Source organism: Streptomyces sp. NPDC001787 (genome assembly GCF_040297465.1).
In the GTDB taxonomy this organism is placed as follows: domain Bacteria; phylum Actinomycetota; class Actinomycetes; order Streptomycetales; family Streptomycetaceae; genus Streptomyces.
Window position 1 is genome coordinate 240,758 of the sequence record NZ_JBEOZE010000002.1, and the last position, 20,381, is coordinate 261,138.

13 protein-coding genes and 1 pseudogene are annotated in these 20,381 nt (G+C 72.2%); 13 read left to right on the top strand and 1 reads right to left on the bottom strand.

What is annotated here, in order from left to right:
- Positions 1-25: 25 nt before the first annotated feature.
- The 13 genes and pseudogenes from ligA to ABT170_RS03765 all read left to right on the top strand — a co-directional run bounded on the left by ligA (position 26) and on the right by ABT170_RS03765 (position 20,072).
- Positions 26-2,269: an NAD-dependent DNA ligase LigA gene (gene ligA, locus ABT170_RS03705; protein ID WP_351863809.1), complete on the top strand. Its 2,244-nt coding sequence runs from the start codon at positions 26-28 to the stop codon at positions 2,267-2,269.
- 423 nt (positions 2,270-2,692) lie between these two features.
- Positions 2,693-4,768: pseudogene (locus ABT170_RS03710) on the top strand (putative bifunctional diguanylate cyclase/phosphodiesterase); the annotation flags it as partial.
- Positions 4,769-5,340: 572 nt separating this feature from the next.
- Complete coding sequence (gene gatC / locus ABT170_RS03715; RefSeq protein WP_003966094.1) at positions 5,341-5,637, top strand: Asp-tRNA(Asn)/Glu-tRNA(Gln) amidotransferase subunit GatC; 297 nt, start codon at positions 5,341-5,343, stop codon at positions 5,635-5,637.
- Between the two features lie 6 nt (positions 5,638-5,643).
- Positions 5,644-7,146, top strand: a complete 1,503-nt coding sequence (gene gatA, locus ABT170_RS03720) for an Asp-tRNA(Asn)/Glu-tRNA(Gln) amidotransferase subunit GatA (protein ID WP_329945915.1) — start codon at positions 5,644-5,646, stop codon at positions 7,144-7,146.
- Positions 7,143-7,382 (top strand): hypothetical protein, encoded by a 240-nt coding sequence (locus tag ABT170_RS03725; RefSeq protein WP_329945914.1) that lies wholly within the window; start codon positions 7,143-7,145, stop codon positions 7,380-7,382. Before gatA ends, ABT170_RS03725 begins: the two co-directional genes overlap by 4 nt.
- 16 nt (positions 7,383-7,398) lie before the next feature.
- A complete protein-coding gene (gene gatB, locus ABT170_RS03730) occupies positions 7,399-8,907 on the top strand; it encodes an Asp-tRNA(Asn)/Glu-tRNA(Gln) amidotransferase subunit GatB (RefSeq protein WP_329945913.1) in 1,509 nt (502 codons plus the stop codon).
- Between the two features lie 93 nt (positions 8,908-9,000).
- Positions 9,001-10,320, top strand: a complete 1,320-nt coding sequence (locus ABT170_RS03735; RefSeq protein ID WP_351863817.1) for an SLC13 family permease — start codon at positions 9,001-9,003, stop codon at positions 10,318-10,320.
- Positions 10,321-10,485: 165 nt separating this feature from the next.
- Positions 10,486-12,600, top strand: coding sequence for a phosphocholine-specific phospholipase C (locus ABT170_RS03740; protein ID WP_351863820.1), 2,115 nt, complete (start codon positions 10,486-10,488; stop codon positions 12,598-12,600).
- A 254-nt stretch (positions 12,601-12,854) separates the two neighbouring features.
- Positions 12,855-15,125: an MMPL family transporter gene (locus ABT170_RS03745; RefSeq protein ID WP_351863823.1), complete on the top strand. Its 2,271-nt coding sequence runs from the start codon at positions 12,855-12,857 to the stop codon at positions 15,123-15,125.
- Positions 15,103-15,657 carry a GNAT family N-acetyltransferase gene (locus ABT170_RS03750; RefSeq protein ID WP_329945909.1) on the top strand — a complete coding sequence of 185 codons (555 nt, stop codon included), beginning with the start codon at positions 15,103-15,105 and terminating at the stop codon, positions 15,655-15,657. Before ABT170_RS03745 ends, ABT170_RS03750 begins: the two co-directional genes overlap by 23 nt.
- A gap of 61 nt (positions 15,658-15,718) precedes the next feature.
- The gene (locus ABT170_RS03755; protein WP_502970467.1) at positions 15,719-16,447 is read left to right on the top strand and encodes a hypothetical protein; all 729 of its coding nucleotides are present in this window, start codon (positions 15,719-15,721) and stop codon (positions 16,445-16,447) included.
- Positions 16,448-16,682: 235 nt separating this feature from the next.
- On the top strand, positions 16,683-16,856 hold the full coding sequence (locus ABT170_RS03760; RefSeq protein ID WP_329945907.1) for a hypothetical protein: 174 nt from the start codon (positions 16,683-16,685) through the stop codon (positions 16,854-16,856).
- A gap of 105 nt (positions 16,857-16,961) precedes the next feature.
- Positions 16,962-20,072 (top strand): helix-turn-helix transcriptional regulator, encoded by a 3,111-nt coding sequence (locus ABT170_RS03765; RefSeq protein ID WP_351864095.1) that lies wholly within the window; start codon positions 16,962-16,964, stop codon positions 20,070-20,072.
- Here ABT170_RS03765 and ABT170_RS03770 read toward each other — a convergent pair.
- The gene (locus ABT170_RS03770) at positions 20,069-20,356 is read right to left on the bottom strand and encodes a DUF6191 domain-containing protein (protein WP_351863829.1); all 288 of its coding nucleotides are present in this window, start codon (positions 20,354-20,356) and stop codon (positions 20,069-20,071) included. The genes ABT170_RS03765 and ABT170_RS03770 overlap by 4 nt on opposite strands.
- Positions 20,357-20,381: the final 25 nt, after the last annotated feature.

A 20,381-nucleotide genomic window follows, 5' to 3' on the forward strand; every position in this document is an offset into this window, starting at 1 on the left:
GACGGGCCAACGGGAGGACGGGATGATGGCCGGCGAACACCGGGCAGAGCAGGCGGGCACAGTTCCGGCGGAGGCGCAGGAGGAGCACGCGCGGCTCTCCGAGCAGGTCGAGGAGCACCGCTTCCGGTATTACGTGAACGACCAGCCGGTCGTCAGCGACGCGGAGTTCGACCGGATGCTGCGCGCGCTGGAGGCCCTGGAGGACCAGCACCCCTCGCTGCGTACACCGGACTCCCCGACCCAGAAGGTCGCCGGTCCGTACCGCACGGAGTTCACCTCCGTGGAGCACCGGGAGCGCATGCTCTCCCTGGACAACGCGTTCGACGACGAGGAGCTGGCGACCTGGGCCGAGCGCGTCGCCAAGGACGTCGGCACCACGGACCACCACTTCCTGTGCGAGCTCAAGATCGACGGGCTTGCCGTCAACCTCACCTACGAGAACGGCCTGCTGACCCGCGCGGCGACCCGCGGCGACGGCCGTACCGGCGAGGACATCACCCCCAACGTCCGGACGATCTCGGAGATCCCGCACCGGCTGAAGGGGGACCGGATCCCGGCCCTCGTCGAGATCAGGGGCGAGGTCTTCTTCCCGATGGAGGGCTTCGAGGAGCTCAACGCCCGTCTGGTGGCGGCCGAGGACAAGCCCTTCGCCAACCCGCGCAACGCGGCGGCGGGTTCCCTGCGCCAGAAGGATCCCAGGGTCACCGCGACCCGACCGCTGCACATGGTGGTGCACGGCATCGGCGCCCGCGAGGGCTTCGAGATCGACCGCCTCTCGCACGCCTACGAGCTGCTGCGCGAATGGGGCCTGCCCACGGCCCGGCACAACAGGGTCGTGGACACGCTCGACGGCGTACGGGAGTTCATCGCGTACTTCGGCGAGAACCGGCACTCCGTGGAGCACGAGATCGACGGAGTGGTCGTCAAGCTCGACGAGATCCCGCTCCAGGGCCGGCTCGGCTCGACCTCGCGTGCCCCGCGCTGGGCGATCGCCTGGAAGTACGCCCCGGAGGAGGTCAACACCAAGCTGGTGAACATCCGGGTCGGCGTCGGCCGCACCGGCCGCGTCACCCCGTACGCCCAGGTCGAACCGGTCGAGGTGGCGGGCTCCGAGGTCGAGTTCGCCACCCTGCACAACCAGAACGTGGTCAAGGCGAAGGGCGTCCTGATCGGCGACACGGTGGTGATCCGCAAGGCGGGCGAGGTCATCCCGGAGATCCTCGGCCCGGTCGTCGATCTGCGCGACGGCACGGAGAGGGCGTTCGTGATGCCCTCCGAGTGCCCCGAGTGCGGCACGGAGCTGCGCCCCATGAAGGAGGCCGACATCGACCTCCGCTGCCCCAACGCGCGCTCCTGCCCCGCCCAGTTGCGGGAGCGGATCTTCTATCTGGCGGGCCGCAAGAGCCTGGACATCGACCACTTCGGCTACGTCGCGGCCGCCGCGCTGACCAGACCGCTGGAGCCCGCCGAGCCGCCGCTGCAGGACGAGGGCGACCTCTTCGGTCTGACCGTGGACCGGCTGCTGCCGATCCGGGCCTATGTCCTCGACCAGGACAGCGGGCTGCCCAAGCGCGACCCGAGGACCGGCGAGGAGAAGATCGCGACGGTCTTCGCCAACCAGCAGGGCGAACCGAAGAAGAACGCCCTCGCGATGCTGGAGGGGATCGCCGCGGCGAAACAGGCTCCGCTGGCCCGGATCCTGACGGGGCTCTCCATCCGTCATGTCGGCCCGGTGGCCGCCCAGGAGCTGGCCCGTCAGTTCCGCTCCATCGACCGGATCGACGAGGCGTCCGAGGAGGAGCTGGCCGCCGCCGATGGGGTCGGTCCCATCATCGCCGACTCGGTGAAGCGGTGGTTCGCCGAGGACTGGCATCGCGAGATCCTGCGCAAGTGGCGGGAGGCCGGAGTCCGGATGGAGGACGAGGGCGCCGGGGAGGACGAGGGTCCGCGACCGCTCGAAGGGCTCACCGTCGTCGTCACCGGCACGCTGGCCTCGTACACGAGGGACGGCGCGAAGGAGGCGTTGCAGAGCCGGGGGGCGAAGGTCGCCGGATCGGTCTCGAAGAAGACCGCCTTCGTGGTGGTGGGGGACAACCCCGGCTCGAAGTACGACAAAGCGATGCAGCTCAAGGTGCCCGTGCTCGACGAGGACGGCTTCGCCGTGCTGCTGGGACAGGGTCCGGAGGCGGCGAAGGAGGCCGCACTGCCCGGCGCGGAGGAGACCGCACGGCCCGGCGCGGAAGAGGCTGCACCGCCCGCCGGCGGGTGACCCGGACAGCGGACGGGAGCGTACGGGCGGTCCGTTGTGGCCGCCCGTACGGGGCGCGCGGGGCGGAGCGAACGGTTCCGGACATCTCGAACACGGCAGCGATCGAGATGTCTTCGAGACGACATCGAGACACCCGACAGGCGTGGCGGCCGATCAGGGGGGAAGAAAACGGGCCAGAGGGGGCGAGTGGTGACCGGGAGGCCCGAATGGCCGACCGCTGCCACCCGTTCGGCGCATATCAGAAGGTGACGGGTGGTCGGCTCGCATTCGGGCAAGAGCTGTAGAGCGCTGCCCGTGGAAGCCCTTCGCGGCCTACTGTTGAGACGTGCGCCCGCCGTGCACGGCCGCTCGACGGGTCCGTGGTTGGCACGAGAGCGGCGGCCATCGTGGGACATCGGCACCGCCGGCTGTGAGAGGGACGGAATGAAACCGACCGAGAGCGCCGCACCGGTGGCGCGGCTGCAAGGTTTCGTCGGCCTCACGCCCAAAGTGGGTGCCGTCGTCGTGATGATCGCCGCCGTCCAGCTGGCGACCGGCTTCTACCGCACGGTGCGCGAGGGCCACGCGCTCTTCCCGGACGGCTCCGCGGGCTGGTCCCTCGCGCTGCTCACCGGGGTCGTCGTCGGCCATCTGGTCGCGCTGGGACGCGACCGCTGGTGGGGCGGCACCGGTTCCGGGGCCGCCCTCACCCTGGCCGTGCTGCTGCTCTACGGCTGGGTGGCCGCGGGCCTGGTCAGCACGGTCGTCGTGGTCCTCGTCGGGACGGCCCGGCGGCACCGCTGGTGGCAGGGGCTGCTGCACGGCGCGGTCGACATCCTGGGTATCGGCGCCGCCGCCCTCGTCCTCACCGCCTTCGGCGAGGTCCCGACCGTCGAGAATCCCTGGCAGCCACCCGACTGGGGCATCGACGCCGTTCCGGAAGTGCTCCTGGCCGCCTCCACGTATCTCCTCGTCACCCGGGTGCTGCTGTGGTACGCGCGGGCACCGCAGTGCGGCGGGCTGCCGACCATCGCCCGGACCGCGCTGCTGCGCCAGGGCCTCGTCGCCGTCGCCCTGCTCGGTATCGCCCCGCTGATCTGTGTCGTCGCGATCGCCATGCCCGTACTGCTGCCGCTCTTCGCGGTTCCCCTGATCGCCCTCGACTCCACGCTCTGGATCGCCCGCGCGCGGGCCGAGGAGCAGCTGCGGGACCCGTTGACCGGGCTGCCCAACCGGCAGTGGCTGCTGGAGCGGACCTGGTCGGCGCTGGAGGACGCCGAGAGCGTCGGCACCAGGTCCGCGCTGGTCCTGATCGACCTCGACCGCTTCCGTGCCGTCAACGACACCCTCGGTCATCTGGCGGGGGACCGGCTGCTGCTGCAGATAGCGGACCGGCTGCGGCTCGCCCTGCCGCGCGGCGCGGAGGCCGCGCGCCTGGGCGGGGACGAGTTCGCCGTGCTGCTGCCCCAGGCCGACTCCACCACCAGTGCCCAGCGGGTGGCCCGCCACCTGGTCGCGGAGCTCTCCTCGCCGCTCGACCTCGACGGCCTCACGCTGGTGCTGGAGGCGAGCGCCGGGGTCGCCGTCTACCCCGACCACGCCCTGGACGCCGAGGGACTGCTCAGGCGCGCGGACGTGGCCATGTACCAGGCCAAGCGGGACCGTACGGGTGTCGAGGTGTACGAGTCCAAGCGGGACAGCAACACCCCCGACCGGCTCGGCCTGCTGGGCGACCTGCGGCGCGCGCTGGACGCCGGCGAGGTGGAACTCCACTACCAGCCCAAGGTCCGCTTCGACGGGCAGGTCGCCGGCCTCGAAGCGCTGGTGCGCTGGGTGCATCCGGAGCGCGGCAGGGTCCCCCCGGACGAGTTCATCGCGATCGCGGAGTCGTCCGGCCTGATGCCGCACCTCACGGAGTACGTCCTGGAGACGGCGCTGGCCCAGGTCGCCAGGTGGCGGGCGCAGGGGCTCTTCGTCCCCGTCGCCGTCAACGTCTCCCCGCGCGATGTCCACACCCCGGGCTTCGCGGGCAGCGTCGCGGCCCGGCTGGCCCGGCACGGTGTCCCGGCCGGGGCGCTCCAGCTGGAGATAACGGAACACGTACTGCTGGAGGATCCGCAGCGCGCCGCCGACACGCTCGCCGGGCTGACCGGCCACGGCGTGAAGATGTCCCTCGACGACTTCGGCACCGGCTACTCCTCCCTGGTCCATCTGCGCAAGCTGCCGGTCAGCGAGCTCAAGATCGACCGGTCGTTCGTCGCCCGGCTGGCCATCGACCACGAGGACGCGGAGATCGTCCGCTGCACCATCGACCTCGCGCACTCCCTCGGTCTGCTCGTCGTCGCCGAGGGCGTCGAGGACGACGAGACCTGGGAGCGCCTGCGGGACCTGCGGTGCGACGCGGTGCAGGGCTGGCTGGTCGCGGCCGCGATGCCGCCCCAGGAGGCCACGGCCTGGCTGCGGGCCCGCGGCGAGCACGGCTGGCGGCGGCCCGCCGAGCTGGCGGCAGCCGCCGCCGCCGCGGCGGCGAACGGCACCGCGACGAACGGAACGAGGACGAACGGCGCGGTGGCCAACGGCGCGGTGGCCAGCGCCGCGGTCAACGGAGCCGTGAACGGGTCGGCCAACGGAGCCGTGAACGGGTCGGCCAACGGAAGCGCGCACGGGTCGGCCAACGGGGCCGTGGCGAACGGCGCCGTGAACGGGGCCGTGAACGGAGCGGCGAACGGCGCGGTGCTGAACGGCGCCGCGGAGGCCGAGCAGCGGACGTCGGGCCGCGCGGTGAACACCGGACCGGCCACCGCCTGACGCACGGCGCGGACGGGCACCCGCCGGGGGAACGGGCGGGTGGGGGACCGGTCCGTGGGCGACCCCATAGGATTGGGGGCCGGTGGCACATTTCCACCTGCCGCGCGACGCCTGGCTCGCTCGCTCGCCGCGTTGCCGAAACGCCCACGTGGCTCCGTCACGAGGGCGCTCCGGCGCCTTGCGATCGCACGCACGGACGCCGCGCGGTCCGTCCCTCGGACGGACGGTGCACATGTGCCGCCGGCCCCGGCCAAAACCACACACCAACCCCTGAGGATCGCTGCATGCCTGGCATCACGCGCGAGGAGGTCGCCCACCTCGCCCGGCTGGCGCGTCTGGAGCTGAAGGGCGAAGAGCTCGATCACTTCGCCGGTCAGCTCGACGACATCATCGGCGCGGTCGCCCGCGTCTCCGAGGTCGCCGACCAAGACGTACCGCCGACCTCCCACCCGCTGCCGCTGACCAACGTCATGCGCGCGGACGAGGTCCGTCCGTCGCTCACCCCCGCGCAGGCTCTCTCCGGCGCCCCGGCCCAGGAGCAGCAGCGTTTCAAGGTGCCGCAGATCCTGGGGGAGGACTAAACAGTCATGACGGACATCAGTACCATCATCAAGCTCACCGCCGCGCAGACCGCCGAGAAGATCGCCTCCGGTGAGCTCACGGCCGTCGAGGTCACCGAGGCGCACCTGGCCCGGATCGACGCCGTCGACGAGAAGGTCCACGCGTTCCTGCACGTCGACCGGGACGGCGCGCTCGCGCAGGCCCGCGCCGTCGACGCGAAGCGGGCGGCGGGCGAGAAGCTCGGCCCGCTGGCCGGCGTACCGCTCGCGCTGAAGGACATCTTCACGACCAAGGACATGCCGACCACCGTCGGCTCCAAGATCCTGGAGGGCTGGGTCCCGCCGTACGACGCGACCCTGACGCAGCGGCTCCGCGCCGCCGACGTCGTCATCCTCGGCAAGACCAACATGGACGAGTTCGCCATGGGGTCCTCCACCGAGAACAGCGCCTACGGCCCGACCGGCAACCCGTGGGACCTCACCCGTATCCCGGGCGGCTCCGGGGGCGGCTCCGCGGCCGCGCTCGCCTCGTTCGAGGCCCCGCTCGCCATCGGCACGGACACCGGCGGCTCCATCCGCCAGCCCGCCGCCGTCACCGGCACCGTCGGCGTCAAGCCCACCTACGGCGGCGTCTCCCGCTACGGCATGGTCGCGTTCTCGTCCTCCCTGGACCAGGGCGGGCCCTGCGCCCGTACGGTCCTGGACGCGGCGCTGCTGCACGAGGCCATCGGCGGCCACGACCCGCTCGACTCGACGTCCATCGACGCCCCGGTCCCGCCGGTCGTCGAGGCCGCCCGCAACGGCTCCGTACAGGGCATGCGGGTCGGCGTCGTGAAGCAGTTCTCGGGCGAGGGCTACCAGGCCGGTGTCGTCCAGCGGTTCAACGAGTCGGTCGAGCTGCTGAAGTCGCTCGGCGCCACGGTCGTCGAGCTCGACTGCCCGTCCTTCGACCTGGCCCTGTCGGCGTACTACCTGATCGCGCCGTCCGAGTGCTCCTCGAACCTGGCCCGCTTCGACGCCATGCGCTACGGCCTGCGGGTCGGCGACGACGGCACGAAGTCCGCCGAGGAGGTCACCGCGCTCACCCGCGAAGCCGGCTTCGGCGACGAGGTCAAGCGCCGCGTCATCCTGGGTACGTACGCGCTCAGCTCCGGCTACTACGACGCGTACTACGGCTCGGCCCAGAAGGTCCGCACCCTCATCACCCGGGACTTCGAGAAGGCGTTCGAGCAGGTGGACGTCATCGTCTCCCCGACGACGCCCACCACCGCCTTCCCGATCGGCGAGCGCGCCGACGACCCGATGGCGATGTACCTCGCGGACCTGTGCACCATCCCGACCAACCTCGCAGGCAACTCCGCCATGTCGCTGCCCTGCGGCCTGGCCCCGGAGGACGGTCTGCCGGTCGGGCTCCAGATCATCGCCCCCGCCATGAAGGACGACCGTCTCTACAAGGTCGGAGCCGCCGTCGAGGCCGCATTCGTGGAAAAGTGGGGGCACCCGCTGCTGGAGGAGGCTCCGTCACTGTGAGCGCACTGACCAAGGCCAAGGGCTTCAAGAAGTCCAAGACCGGTACGTACCTGTCCATCGGCACCACCGCTTTCGGCGCGGTCAGCGTCATCAAGCAGGCCAGGAAGGCCCGCTTCGAAGGCGACACGCTGCGGCTGATCGACGCCGTCGTCTCCGCCGCCGCCATCGCCACCGGTGTCGCCCTGCTGCTGCGCGAGCTGAAGCGCATCGGCGACGACGACGTTCTGCTGGGCTGAGAGGGAAAGTTTCACCGTGACTGTCACTGACCTGGTGTCGTACGAGGACGCCCTCGCGTCCTACGACCCCGTCATGGGCCTCGAAGTCCATGTCGAGCTCGGCACCAAGACCAAGATGTTCTGCGGCTGCTCCACGGAGCTCAAGCAGGACGCCAACTCACAGACCTGTCCGGTCTGTCTCGGGCTGCCCGGCGCGCTGCCGGTCGTCAACGAGATCGGCGTCGAGTCCGCCATCAAGATCGGTCTCGCGCTGAACTGCGAGATCGCCGAGTGGTGCCGCTTCGCCCGGAAGAACTACTTCTATCCGGACATGCCGAAGAACTTCCAGACCTCCCAGTACGACGAGCCGATCGCCTACAACGGCTATCTGGACGTCCAGCTGGAGGACGGCGAGATCTTCCGGGTGCAGATCGAGCGTGCCCACATGGAGGAGGACACCGGCAAGTCGACGCACGTCGGCGGTGCCACCGGCCGTATCCACGGCGCGTCCCACTCCCTGCTCGACTACAACCGCGCAGGCATCCCGCTCATCGAGATCGTCACCAAGCCGATCGAGGGCGCGGGCGCCCGCGCCCCCGAGGTGGCCAAGGCGTACGTCGCCGAGCTGCGCGAGCTCATCAAGGCGCTCGGCGTGTCCGAGGCGCGCATGGAGATGGGCCAGATGCGCTGCGACGTGAACCTGTCGCTGCGCCCCAACGGCACCGAGAAGTTCGGTACGCGCTCCGAGACGAAGAACGTGAACTCGCTGCGTTCGGTCGAGCGCGCCGCCCGCTTCGAGATCCAGCGGCACGCCGCCGTACTGAACTCCGGCGGCACGATCGTGCAGGAGACCCGGCACTTCCACGAGGAGGACGGCTCCACCACCGCCGGCCGCATCAAGGACAACGCCGAGGACTACCGCTACTTCCCCGAGCCCGACCTGGTGCCGGTCGCGCCGGCCCGCGAGTGGGTCGAGGAGCTCGGCCGGAACCTCCCCGAGCTGCCCCGGCTTCGCCGTGCGCGGCTCAAGGAGGAGTGGGGTGTCTCCGAGCACGACATGCAGTCCATCCTCAACGCGGGCGCGGTCGACCTGATCGTCGCCACGACGGAGGCCGGTGCCCCCTCGGACCAGGCCCGCAAGTGGTGGATGGGCGAGCTGGCCCGCAACGCCAACGAGACCGCCCGCGGCCTCGACGAGCTCCCCATCACCCCGGCGCAGGTCGCCAGGGTGGCCGAGCTCGTCACCTCGGGCGACCTCAACGACAAGCTGGCCCGCCAGGTCATCGAGGGTGTCCTCGCGGGCGAGGGCGACCCGGACACCGTCGTGGAGAAGCGCGGCCTGAAGGTCGTCTCCGACGAGGGCGCGCTGGGCACGGCCGTCGACGAGGCCATCGCCGCGAACGCGGCCATCGCGGACAAGATCCGCGGCGGCAAGGTCGCGGCGGCGGGCGCGCTCGTCGGCGCGGTCATGAAGGCCACCCGCGGCCAGGCGGACGCGGCCCGGGTGCGTGAGCTGATCCTGGAGAAGCTCGGCGTCGAGGGCTGAGCCCGTCTCGTACGTCCCTGTGGGGGCGGTGCACCCGTGGTCCGGGACGCACCGCCCCTTTTGACCGCTCCGGAGTGTCCGCTGAACACCGTCATGGCCGGGATCGTGTCCGCCGCGCTGCTGCTCGCGGTGCTGGCGTTCGCCGTCGTACGCCCCAGAGGGCTGCCGGAGGCGGCCGTGGCCGTCCCGGCCGCGCTGCTGGTCGTCGCGGCCGGTGTGGTGCCGTTCGAGGCGGCACGGGCCCGGACGGCCGACCTGCTGCCCGTCGTCGGATTCCTCGCGGCCATCCTCGTCCTGGCCCAGCTCTGTGCCGACGAGGGGCTGTTCACCGCGGCCGGGAATCTCGTCGCCCGCGTCTGCGGAGGCCGGACCGGTCCGTTGCTGGGCGGGGTCTTCGCCGTCGCCGCGCTGATCACCGCCGTCCTCAGCCTGGACGCGACGGTGGTCCTGCTCACCCCGGTCGTCCTCGCGACGGCCGCCCGCGTCGGCGCCCGGCCCCGCCCGTACGTCTACGCCTGCGCGCACCTGGCCAACTCGGCGTCCCTCCTGCTCCCGGTCTCCAATCTGACCAATCTGCTGGCGTTCACCGCGAGCGGGCTGTCCTTCACCCGGTTCGCGGCGCTCATGACCCTGCCCTGGCTGGGGGCCATCGCCGTCGAGTACGTGATCTTCCGCCGCGCGTTCGCCGCGGATCTGGCGGCCGGGGCACATCCGCCGGAGCCCGAGCCGCAGCAGCAGCCGCGGTCGGAGCCGGAGCCGCGGTCGAAGCCGGATGCGGATCCGGAGCCATGGCCGGAGCGGGAGGAAACCGGGGTCCCCGTCTTCACGCTCGTCGTCCTCGCGCTGACCCTGGCCGGCTTCGTCCTCACCTCGTTCGCGGGCGCGGAACCGCTGTGGGCGGCGCTGGCCGGTGCGTCGGTGCTCGCGGTCCGGGCCCTGGGGCAGCGCCGGACGACGGCCCGGAGACTGGTGCGGGCCGCCAACCCGCTGTTCTGTCTCTTCGTGCTCGCTCTGGGCATCGTGGTGGAGGCCGTCGTCGACCATGGGCTCGGCTCCGGTATCGGCACGCTCCTGCCGGACGGCTCCTCGCTCCCCGACCTGCTCGCCATCGCGGCGGTGGCCGCCGTGCTGGCCAATCTGATCAACAACCTGCCGGCGATCCTGGCCCTGCTCCCGGTCGTCGCGGCGGCCGGTCCCGGACCCCTGCTGGCCGCCCTGATCGGGGTCAACCTCGGCCCGAACCTCACCTACGTCGGCTCGCTGGCGACCCTGCTGTGGCGCCGCATCCTGCACGTCCACGGGATGGAACCGGAACTCGGCCATTTCACCCGGCTCGGACTGGTGGCGGTGCCGGCGACGCTGGCGGTGTCGACGGTCGCGCTGTGGGGGTCGCTGCGGCTGATCGGGGTGTGAGCGACGGCGGCCGGGTGCCGGTCCGCCGGACACGGCCCGGGGGTTGCCGCTTGGACTTTCCGGGTCCACCTCTTGGACGTTCACCGCCATGCCGTGCAGCGGCCTTCCCGCAGCCACCTGGCTTGACTAACTTCCCCGCCGTACCACCGGAATCGGGAGGCTCACTTGACCACGGACATTTCACGGCGTCGGCTCTTCGCGCTCGGCGGCGGCGCACTCGGCGTCGCGGCGGCCGGATCGTTCCTGCCACCGTCGCTCCAGGCCGCGATAGCCGCCCAGCCCGCCGCCGCGGCGGGGGCGGGCCGTGACGGTCTGGGCGCCATCAGGCATGTGGTGATCCTGATGCAGGAGAACCGTTCCTTCGATCACTACTTCGGGACGCTGCGCGGGGTGCGCGGCTTCGGTGACCGCAACGCGATCGAGCTCCCCTCGGGCAGGCCCGTCTTCGAGCAGCCGGGCCCGCTGGGCACCACCGTGCTGCCGTTCCCGGTGCGTGGGGCCGCCGAGACCCAGAAGAAGGACCTCCAGTACATCGGCGCCCTCGACCACTCCTGGAGCGGTGGCTCCAAGGCCTGGGCCGGTGGCTGGATGAACGGCTGGGTCACCGCGAAGACGGCCGCCACGATGGCCTACTACGACCGCCGCGACATCCCGCTGCACTACGAACTCGCCGACACCTTCACGGTCTGCGATGCCTACCACTCCTCGATCCACACATCGACCAGCCCCAACCGCAACCACCTGTGGAGCGGGAAGACGGGCAACGAGCCGAACGGCAAGCGGGCCGTCGGCAACGACGCGTACAACGAGGGCACACACCCCGGCTACGACTGGAGCACCTACGCGGAGCGGCTGGAGAAGGCCGGGCGCAGCTGGCGGACGTACACCGAGTGGGAGAACTTCACCGACAACCAGATCGAGTTCTTCGCCACCTTCAAGGCCGTCGCCCGCAAGGCGCTGGCGAGGACCGGCGGGCACACCTACATGGAGTCCTTCTACGCCGCCGTCCGGGACACGGACGACGCGGGCGAGCGCGAGCGGCTGCTGGGGCTCCTGGAGGAGGGTGTCGCCACGCTGACGAAGTCCGAGCGCAGCCTCTTCGAGCGGGCGCTGCGCCGGGTCGAGACCGGCACCCTGGCCGAGGAGTTCGCCAAGGACGTGGCGGCCGGGACGCTGCCCGAGGTCTCCTATCTGGTGCCCTCCGCGATCGACTCCGAGCACCCGAGCGTCTCCTCGCCGGTGCACAGCGCCACGATCGTCTACAAGGTCCTCGACGCGCTCGGCAAGCACCCCGACGTATGGCGGCACACCGCCGTGCTCATCAACTACGACGAGAACGACGGCTTCTTCGACCATGTGCCGCCGCCGGTCGCCCCTCCGGAGGTGACCGAGGAGCAGTGGGAGGGCAAGCCCACCGGCCTCGGGGTGCGGGTGCCGCTGCTGGTCGTCTCGCCGTGGACCGTGGGCGGATACGTCTGCTCCGAGGTCTTCGACCACACCTCCGTCATCCGCTTCCTGGAGCGCTGGACGGGGGTGCGCGAGCCGAACATCAGCGACTGGCGGCGCCAGGTCACCGGGGACCTCACCTCGGCGTTCGACTTCAAGCGGGCCCGCCGGCAGCCGGAGGTGGCCCACCCCGCCGCCATTCCGCCGTTCAGCGGCCGCTGGCAGCCCAAGCCGCCCGCCGTGCAGCAGAGCCCCGTGCAGGAGCCGGGGACCCGCCCGGCCAGGGCCCTGCCGTACCAGCCCGACGCGCAGGTGCGCCGGGTGGACGGAAGGCTGCGGGTGGCCCTCAGCAACACCGGCCGGTCCTCCGCCCACTTCGCGCTGTATCCGTACGCGGCGGAGTTCCCCGCTCCGCAGCACCGCGATGTCAGGGGCACCGCGCAATGGACGGTGCCCCTGACCGGCGAGGCGTACCGGTTCACGGTGACCGGGCCGAACGGTTTCCGGCGGGAGTTCGAGGGGCCGGCCGAGGGCACCGCCGAGGTCGCGTCCCGGATCGACGCCCATGAGCGCGATCTGCATCTCACCCTGCGCAACACCGGCAGGCGGACGCTGACGTTCACGGTGCGACCGCTGGCGTACGTCGACGAGGACGACCTCCGGGACTGGACCCGGAAGGTCCGGGTCAAGCCGGGGCGCAGCCGTACGGTCGTGCACTCCGCGGCCGATGCCCACGGCTGGTACGACCTTGAGGTGACGGCCGAGGGGGAGGGCACCTTCCGGCGCCGGCTGATGGGGCACATCGAGAACGGCCGGGCGAGCGTCTCCGGCTGACCCGGCGGGAGTCAGGGAGCCAGGGAGGGGGCGGGCCCGCGGCGCATCGGGCGGGCCCGCGGGGGGCGGGGGCGACGCGTGCGGGGGCGGGTCCGACGCGTGTAGGAGTGAGATCAAGCCCTGTGACCATGGCCACGAAAGGGGCAAACGATCACAGTTGGCTGTCAGAGTGACGGTTCTCAGGTGATGCGACGTTTACCGGAACTTCCTGCTATCTCCGGATAAGGGTCCACGAACCCGCAGGGAGCCGTCCGTTGGCCGCCATCGCTCGCTGGTGCATCAGGCACCGCCTCGTCGCCGTTCTCATCTGGCTGTTCGCCCTCGGCGGCGCCGCCACCGCGGCGGGCTTCGCGGGTTCCGCGTACTCCAACGACTACGAGGCGCCCGGCACCGAATCCGGCCGGGCCACCGAACTCCTGCGGCACGGCTTCACGGAACTGGGCGGCGACACCGACACCGTCGTCTGGCACACCACCGGCTCCACGGTCCGGGCCGCCGACGTCGAGCAGACGATGACCCGGACCCTGCGCGCGATCGAGGACCTGCCCGGCATCGGGGACGTCACCGGCCCGTACGGGGCCGCCGGCACCGGACAGATCAGCGAGGACGGCCACACCGCCTACGCCACGGTCACCTTCGACCACCAGGCCGACGACATCCCGAAGGAACAGGCGCGGGCGCTCGTCGACACCGCGAAGGCGGCCGAGGGCGACGGGCTCCAGGTCGAACTGGGCGGTACCGCCGTCGCCCTCACCGAAGCACCAGCCCTCCACCTCGGGGAGGCCGTGGGGGTGGCCGTCGCCGGGGTCGTCCTCTTCCTGGCGTTCGGCTCGCTCGCGGCCAGCATGCTGCCCCTCGCCACCGCGCTCGTCTCCGTCGGCACGGCCTACGCGGGCATCGTGCTGCTCGGGCATGTGATGACCGTCGCCGACTTCGCGCCGATGCTGGGCATGCTCATCGGGCTCGGCGTCGGCATCGACTACGCGCTGTTCATCGTCACCCGGCACCGCCAGGGGCTCAAGCGCGGGATGGCGGTCGCCGAGGCGGCGCGGAACGCCGTCACGACGACCGGGCGCGCGGTCGTCTTCGCCGGGGCGACGGTCTGTATCGCCCTGCTCGGCATGCTGATCCTGCGGCTCGGCTTCCTCGACGGCGTCGCGATAGCCGCCTCGCTCACCGTCGTGCTGACCGTGGCCGCCTCGGTGACCCTGCTGCCCGCGCTGCTCTCCTTCATCGGCATGCGGGCACTGAGCCGGCGCGAACGCAGGCAGCTCGCCGAACTGGGGCCGCGGCCCGAGCTCCCCACCGGCTTCGCCGCCCGCTGGTCCGCGTTCGTCGAACGGCACCCCAAGCTGCTCGGAGCGGTCGCCGCCGTGATCATGCTGGTTCTCGCACTGCCCACCACCGCGCTCCATCTGGGCACCTCCGACCAGGGCAGCAACCCCGCCACCTCCACCACCCGGCAGGCGTACGACCTGCTGGCCGACGGTTTCGGGCCCGGCGTCAACGGGCCGCTGACGATCGCCGCGCAGCTCGACGGCGCCGACGACCGGCTCGCCCTGGACGGGCTGCCCGCAGCCCTGCGGGCCACCGAGGGGGTCGCTTCGGTCGGCCCCGTCGTCCACAACAACGCCGGTGACACGGCGTTCCTCACCGTCGTACCCACCTCGGCACCGCAGTCGGAGCGGACCAGCGAGCTGGTCGACCGGATCCGGGCCGACGTCCTGCCGACGGTGACGGACGGCACCTCGCTGCGCGCCCATGTGGGCGGGGTGACGGCGAGCTACGACGACTTCGCCGAGGTCGTCATCGGCAAGCTGCCCCTCTTCGTCGGCGTGGTCGTCGCACTCGGCTGTCTCCTGCTGCTCCTCGCCTTCCGGTCCATCGGCATCCCGCTGAAGGCCGCCGTGATGAACGTGGCCGCCGTGGCCTCGTCCTTCGGTGTCGTCGTCGCCGTCTTCCAGTGGGGGTGGGGGAGCGAGCTGCTGGGACTGGGCGGCGCGGGGCCCATCGAGCCCTTCCTGCCGGTGATCATGGTCTCGGTGCTCTTCGGTCTCTCGATGGACTACCAGGTCTTCCTGGTGGGGCGGATGTACGAGGAGTGGCTGGAGACCGGGGACAACCGGCGGGCGGTCCGGGTCGGCCTCGCCGAGACCGGCCGGGTGATCAACTCGGCCGCGGTGATCATGATCTCGGTCTTCCTCGCCTTCGTGCTCAGCGGCGACCGGGTCATCTCGATGTTCGGCATCGCCCTGGCCGTCGCGGTCGCCCTGGACGCGTTCGTCCTGCGCACCCTGCTGGTGCCCGCGCTGATGCACCTGCTGGGCGGGGCGAACTGGTGGCTGCCCCGGCGGCTGGACCGGTGGCTGCCGCGGATCAGCATCGAGCCGCCGGACTGCCGGGCGCCGCGTGCGAAAATCCCCGGAGCGCGCGTGCACGAGGAGACCGGACCGGCCGGACGGCGCGCCCACCGAGAGCAGCCGCACGAGAAGGAGCATCCCCATGTTCGCCGTATCCCTGGGTGACGACGGAGCCGAACTGCGCCCGCTGGAGGCCTGGCAGGCACCGGAGTTCCTGGCCCACATGGACCGGGCACGCGCCGTGGTCGACCCGTGGATCCCGTTCGCGGCCGCCGCCACCGACCTCGCCTCGGCGCGCATCCTGCTCCAGCGGTACGCGGACAAGCAGGCGGCGGACACGGGGCGGCTCTACGGCATCTGGCGCGACGGCACACTCCTCGGCGGTGTCCTGTTCCGGATCTTCGACGCGGAGTCCGGCAACTGCGAGGTCGGCTGCTGGCTGGAGCCGGCCGGACAGGGGAGCGGTCTGATCACCCGCGCGATGCGGCACCTGATCGACTGGGCGGTCGACGTACGCGGAATACACCGGGTCGAGTGGGACGCCTCCGCCGCCAACACCTCCAGCATCGCCGTGGCCAAGCGGCTCGGCATGAAGCGCGACGGCGTCATGCGTGAGAACTACCTGTACCGCGGGACGCGGCACGACTCGGAGATCTGGTCGGTCCTGGCACCGGAATGGCGTGCTCAGCGGGGCTGAGGGACAACGGCGCGCCGCAACGTTAAGAAGGTTCTCATCCGGGCCCCCTAGCGTGCGGCGCATGAACACCACCCCCTCCAAGACCTCCACCGCCCCCGACACCGTCGACGGCCGCGAGGAGAAGACGGCCACGGAGCCGGACGCCGTGCGGGACACCCCGGGCACGGACGGCGACCGTGACGCACCGGCGAAGGACGACGCGCCGCACGCGAGCGACGCGGCCGAAGCGGCGGAGAAGAGCGGCGAGGCCGACGCCGAGGCGGACGGCGACGCGGCCGGTACCGCGGCGAAGGACGAAGCGGCCGACGCCGAGGACCCGCACGACGACGCTCCGGGCGAGGAGGACCTGGAGCCCGACGCCTTCGCCGAGGCGTCCCGCGGCGTCGGCGCGGGCGCGGCGGCCGTCGTCGCCGCCGCACTCGGCGTCGTCTCCCTGACCGGCGCCTGGACCGGCCGCGTCGCCGCCGAGCGGGAAACCCTGCTGGGCCAGATCCAGATGTCCGGCGGCGGCAGCGCCGTCCAGCAGATCAACGAGATCTACGGGGACGCCTGGCACACCACCGCCTTCGTCAACGGCATGTTCGCGCTGCTCGCGCTGCTCGTCGGCGTCTTCGTCCTCGTACGCCCGGCCTTCGGCGCGCCGTCCGACCGCCCGCAGCCCGGCTGGATCCGTGCCGTCGCGCTGGCCGGTGTCGTCCTCGGCGTCCTCGGCGTCCTGATCTCCGCCGGGATGTACCTCGACCTGTTCGTCGCGCTGCCCGACGCGCCCACCGCGACCACCGGGGGCTGAGCCTCCCACCGGCCCCGGGGCACCTACGGCGGCCCCAGTGCCCCGGGGCCGCGTCCCTAAGCAGTCCCTCCCCGCGTCTAAGGCCCCCCGCCCGCGCGGATACGGAACTCGCCCGATGCGGCGGCACACCCCCGTGGACGACAGTGGGAGCACCGCGGACAGAGCGGGAGAAGTGCCCCGGCCGACCGGCCGGCGAGCCCCCGTCCGCCGCATGCCGTCATCGGGGAGAAGCACCATGTACGCGTACGAGCTCCACCAGGTCAACGCCGCCGAGCTGATCCGCCTGGCCGAGGCCCAGCGCACCGTCCGCCGGGCCCTGGCCGCCGGCCGGGCGGAGCGCCGCTTCGGCCGCGAGGATCCCGGGGGGCGGGTGAGCACGGACCAGGACCGCTTCACGCACGCCGCCTAGGCGGACCGGGCCGTGGGAGCCCCGGGCGCAGCCGTACCGGAAGCGGGCGGGCCGGTGCCGAGGGCCGGTGGTGTACCGGAAGCGGACGAGCCGGCTCCGTGTGCGATGCTCGCCGATGTGGAGACCAGGTCCGTCAGCCCCGTGTTCGTCGGCCGAGCCGAGGAACTCGCCTCGCTCACCGATGCGCTCGCCCGCGCCGCCGCGGGCGAGCCGCAGGCGTTGCTGATCGGCGGCGAGGCGGGCGTCGGCAAGACCCGCCTGGTCGAGGAGTTCCTCACCGCGGCCCACCGCCGCGAGGCGGTCGTCGCCGTCGGCGGCTGTGTGGAGATCGGCGCCGACGGACTCCCCTTCGCCCCCTTCTCCACGGCCCTGCGCGCGCTGCGCCGCACCCTGCCCGAGGAGATGGCCGCGGCCTGCTCCGGACAGGAGGGCGAGCTGGCCCGGCTGCTGCCCGAGCTGGGCGAGGCCGACCGCGACGCGACCGACGAGCACAGCACCGCCCGCCTCTTCGAACTCACCGCACGGCTCCTGGAGCGCATCTCCGCGGACCGTACGACCGTCCTCGTCCTGGAGGACCTGCACTGGGCGGACGCCTCCACCCGGCATCTGCTCGCGTACCTCTTCCGCACCCTGCGCAACGGCCGGATCGTCGTGATCGGCACCTACCGCGCCGACGACATCCACCGCCGTCACCCGCTGCGCCCGCTGCTGGCGGAGCTGGACCGGCTGCGCACCGTACGCCGGGTCGAACTGGCCCGGTTCAGCCATGCCGAGGTACGCCGCCAGCTCGGCGGCATCCTCTCCGAGGCACCCGAGGCGGCCCTGGTCGACGACATCTTCGAGCGCTCCGACGGCAACGCCTTCTTCGTGGAGGAACTGGCCCGCAGTCTGGAGTGCTGCGGAGACAGCTCCGGCCTCTCCGATTCGCTGCGCGACCTGCTTCTGGTCCGTGTCGAAGCCCTCCCCGACGACGCCCAGAAGGTCGCCAGGATCGTCGCCGAGGGCGGCTCCACCGTCGAGCACGCACTGCTGGCGGCGGTGGCCGGGCTCGCCGAGGACGACCTCATCAAGGCCCTGCGCGCCGCCGTGGGCGCCAACCTGCTGCAGCCCGCACCCGACTTCGACGGCTACCGCTTCCGCCACTCGCTGGTCCGCGAGGCCGTCAGCGACGACCTGCTGCCCGGCGAGCGCTCGCGCCTCAACCGCCGCTACGGCGAGGCCCTGGAGGCCGAACCCGCACTCGTCCGGGCCGACGAACGCGCCACCCGCCTCGCCAGCTACTGGTACGCCGCGCACGACCCGTCCAAGGCCCTGCCCGCCGTGCTGAAGGCATCCGTCGAGGCCCGCCGCCGCTTCGCGCACTCCGAGCAACTACGGCTGCTGGAGCGGGCCATGGAGCTGTGGGACGAGGTACCCGACGACGTACGCCGCACCCTGCGCCCCATCGACTACGCCGAGGTCTACCCGGGCTGCGGCGGCGACCCCGACAGCACCCCGCTGCGCTACCTCGACCTGATGGCCGAAGCCACCGTCGCCGCACGCTTCGGCGGGGACCGCGAACGGGCCCTGGCCATCTCGAAGAAGGCCATGCGGGTCGTGGACGCCGAGGGAGACCCGCTGCGCGCCGCCTGGTTCTGGGTGCAGCGCTCGCGGCTCATGCAGGACCTCACCCGGGGCGACGGATGGGAGGAACTGGCCACGGCCCAGGAACTGGTCCGCGGACTGCCCCCGTCCGCCGTGCACGCCGACGTCCTCACCAATGTGGCGAGCTGGAGCGCCCTGCACCGCCCGGGGCCGCAGACGCTCGCCGACGCCGACCGGGCGGTGGAGTACGCCGGGCTCATCGGCGACGAGTACATCGAACTGCACGCGCGGCTCACCCGGGGAATGCTCATCGCCGACGCGGGCGGCATCGACGAAGGGATCGCGGAGATGTACGCGGTCCGCGACCGCGCCGACGAACTGCAGCTCGTCCATCTGATGGGCCGGGCCGGCATCAACCTCCCCTCGTCGCTGGAGTCCATGGGCCGCTCCCTGGAGGCCGTCGCCGCCGCCGACCACGGCATCGAGGTCTGCCACCACCACGGCCTCGCCGACACGGAGGCCTGGGTCCGCTCCAACCAGGCCCAGTCCTACTTCTCGCTCGGCCACTGGGCGGAGAGCCGGGCGGCCGCCGACGCGGCGGGACTCCTGGCCCAGTCCCGCAAGTCCCGCGGGCTTGTCGCCGCCCGGCGTACCGAACTGGCCCTGGCACGGGGCGACCTCGCCGAGGCCGAGGAGCAACTGGCCCTCACCCGGCGCATGTTCGGGCTCCACGACCCGCAGCCCCAGCATCTGATCACCCTGGTCCGGCACACCATGGCCATCGCCGCCCAGCAGGGACGCCCGACCGAGGCGCGGGCCGCGTTCGACAGCCTCTCCGAGCGGTACTTCGCCCCCGGCACCCAGTGGCACGCCCTGCCGCTGCTCCATGTCGCCGCGTCGATCGAGGCGGACGCCCGAGGGCTGCCCGCCGCCGACCCCGGCCGCCCCGCCGTTCTCGCACGCATCCGCGGCCACCTCAAGAAGCTGCCGATGCTCGTCCCGGTCTGGGCTGCCCACGGGGTACTGGTCGAAGCCGAACTGGCCCGTGCGGAGGGCACCGACACCCCTGCCCACTGGTCCCGTGCCGCCGAGGCGTTCGCCCCGCTCCACCGCCCGTACGAGCTGGCGCGGGTACAGCTCCGACGGGCCGAGGCGCTCCTGATCGCCTCCGGCGACCGGACCGCCGCGACGGCCCTGCTGCGCGAGGCGCACTCCACCGCGGTGCGGCTGGGCGCCCGGCCACTGGCCGAGAGCGTCGAACTGCTCGCCGGCCGCGCGCGGATCGCGCTGGACGCTCCGGTCCGTCCCGGTGAGCCCGAGATCCACCCCGCGGTCCTGGTCCCGTCGAGCGCCCCGGCAGCCACTGTCCGGGACGGTGCCGGGCACCCGAGCACGCAGGAGCCGGACCCGGCGCTGGCCGCAGTGGAGTCCTTCGGTCTGACCCCGCGCGAACGGGATGTGCACCGGCTGGTCGCGGCCGGGCACACCAACCGCCGGATCGCCGAGGAGCTGTACATCTCGCCCAAGACGGCGAGCGTGCACGTCTCCAACATCCTGGCCAAGCTCGGTGTCTCCAGCCGAGGGGAAGCGGCCGCACTCGCGCACCGGCTGCGGCTCTACCCGGCGCGCTAGGGCCGCCCGTCCGGAACGGCGGGGTCCGTGTCCGTGCCGTCCGTGTCCGTGCCGTCCGTGTCCGTGCGGTCCGTGTCGGTGCCGTCCGTCCCCGTGCCCGTGCCGTCCGTCTCCCGGGCTTCCGTCCCGGGGACGCGTACCGTCACCTTTCCGGAGGACAGGTCTATCGGTCCCCGCCCCGGATCGCCGACCCCGAGGTCGACCCGGCTCAGCTCCAGCCGCTTCCGCTCCTCGGACGCGTGCCGACGCCCCGGGGCGAACAGTTCCTCGAAGAAATTGAACACCGGCCGTGCTCCCTCCGACACATCC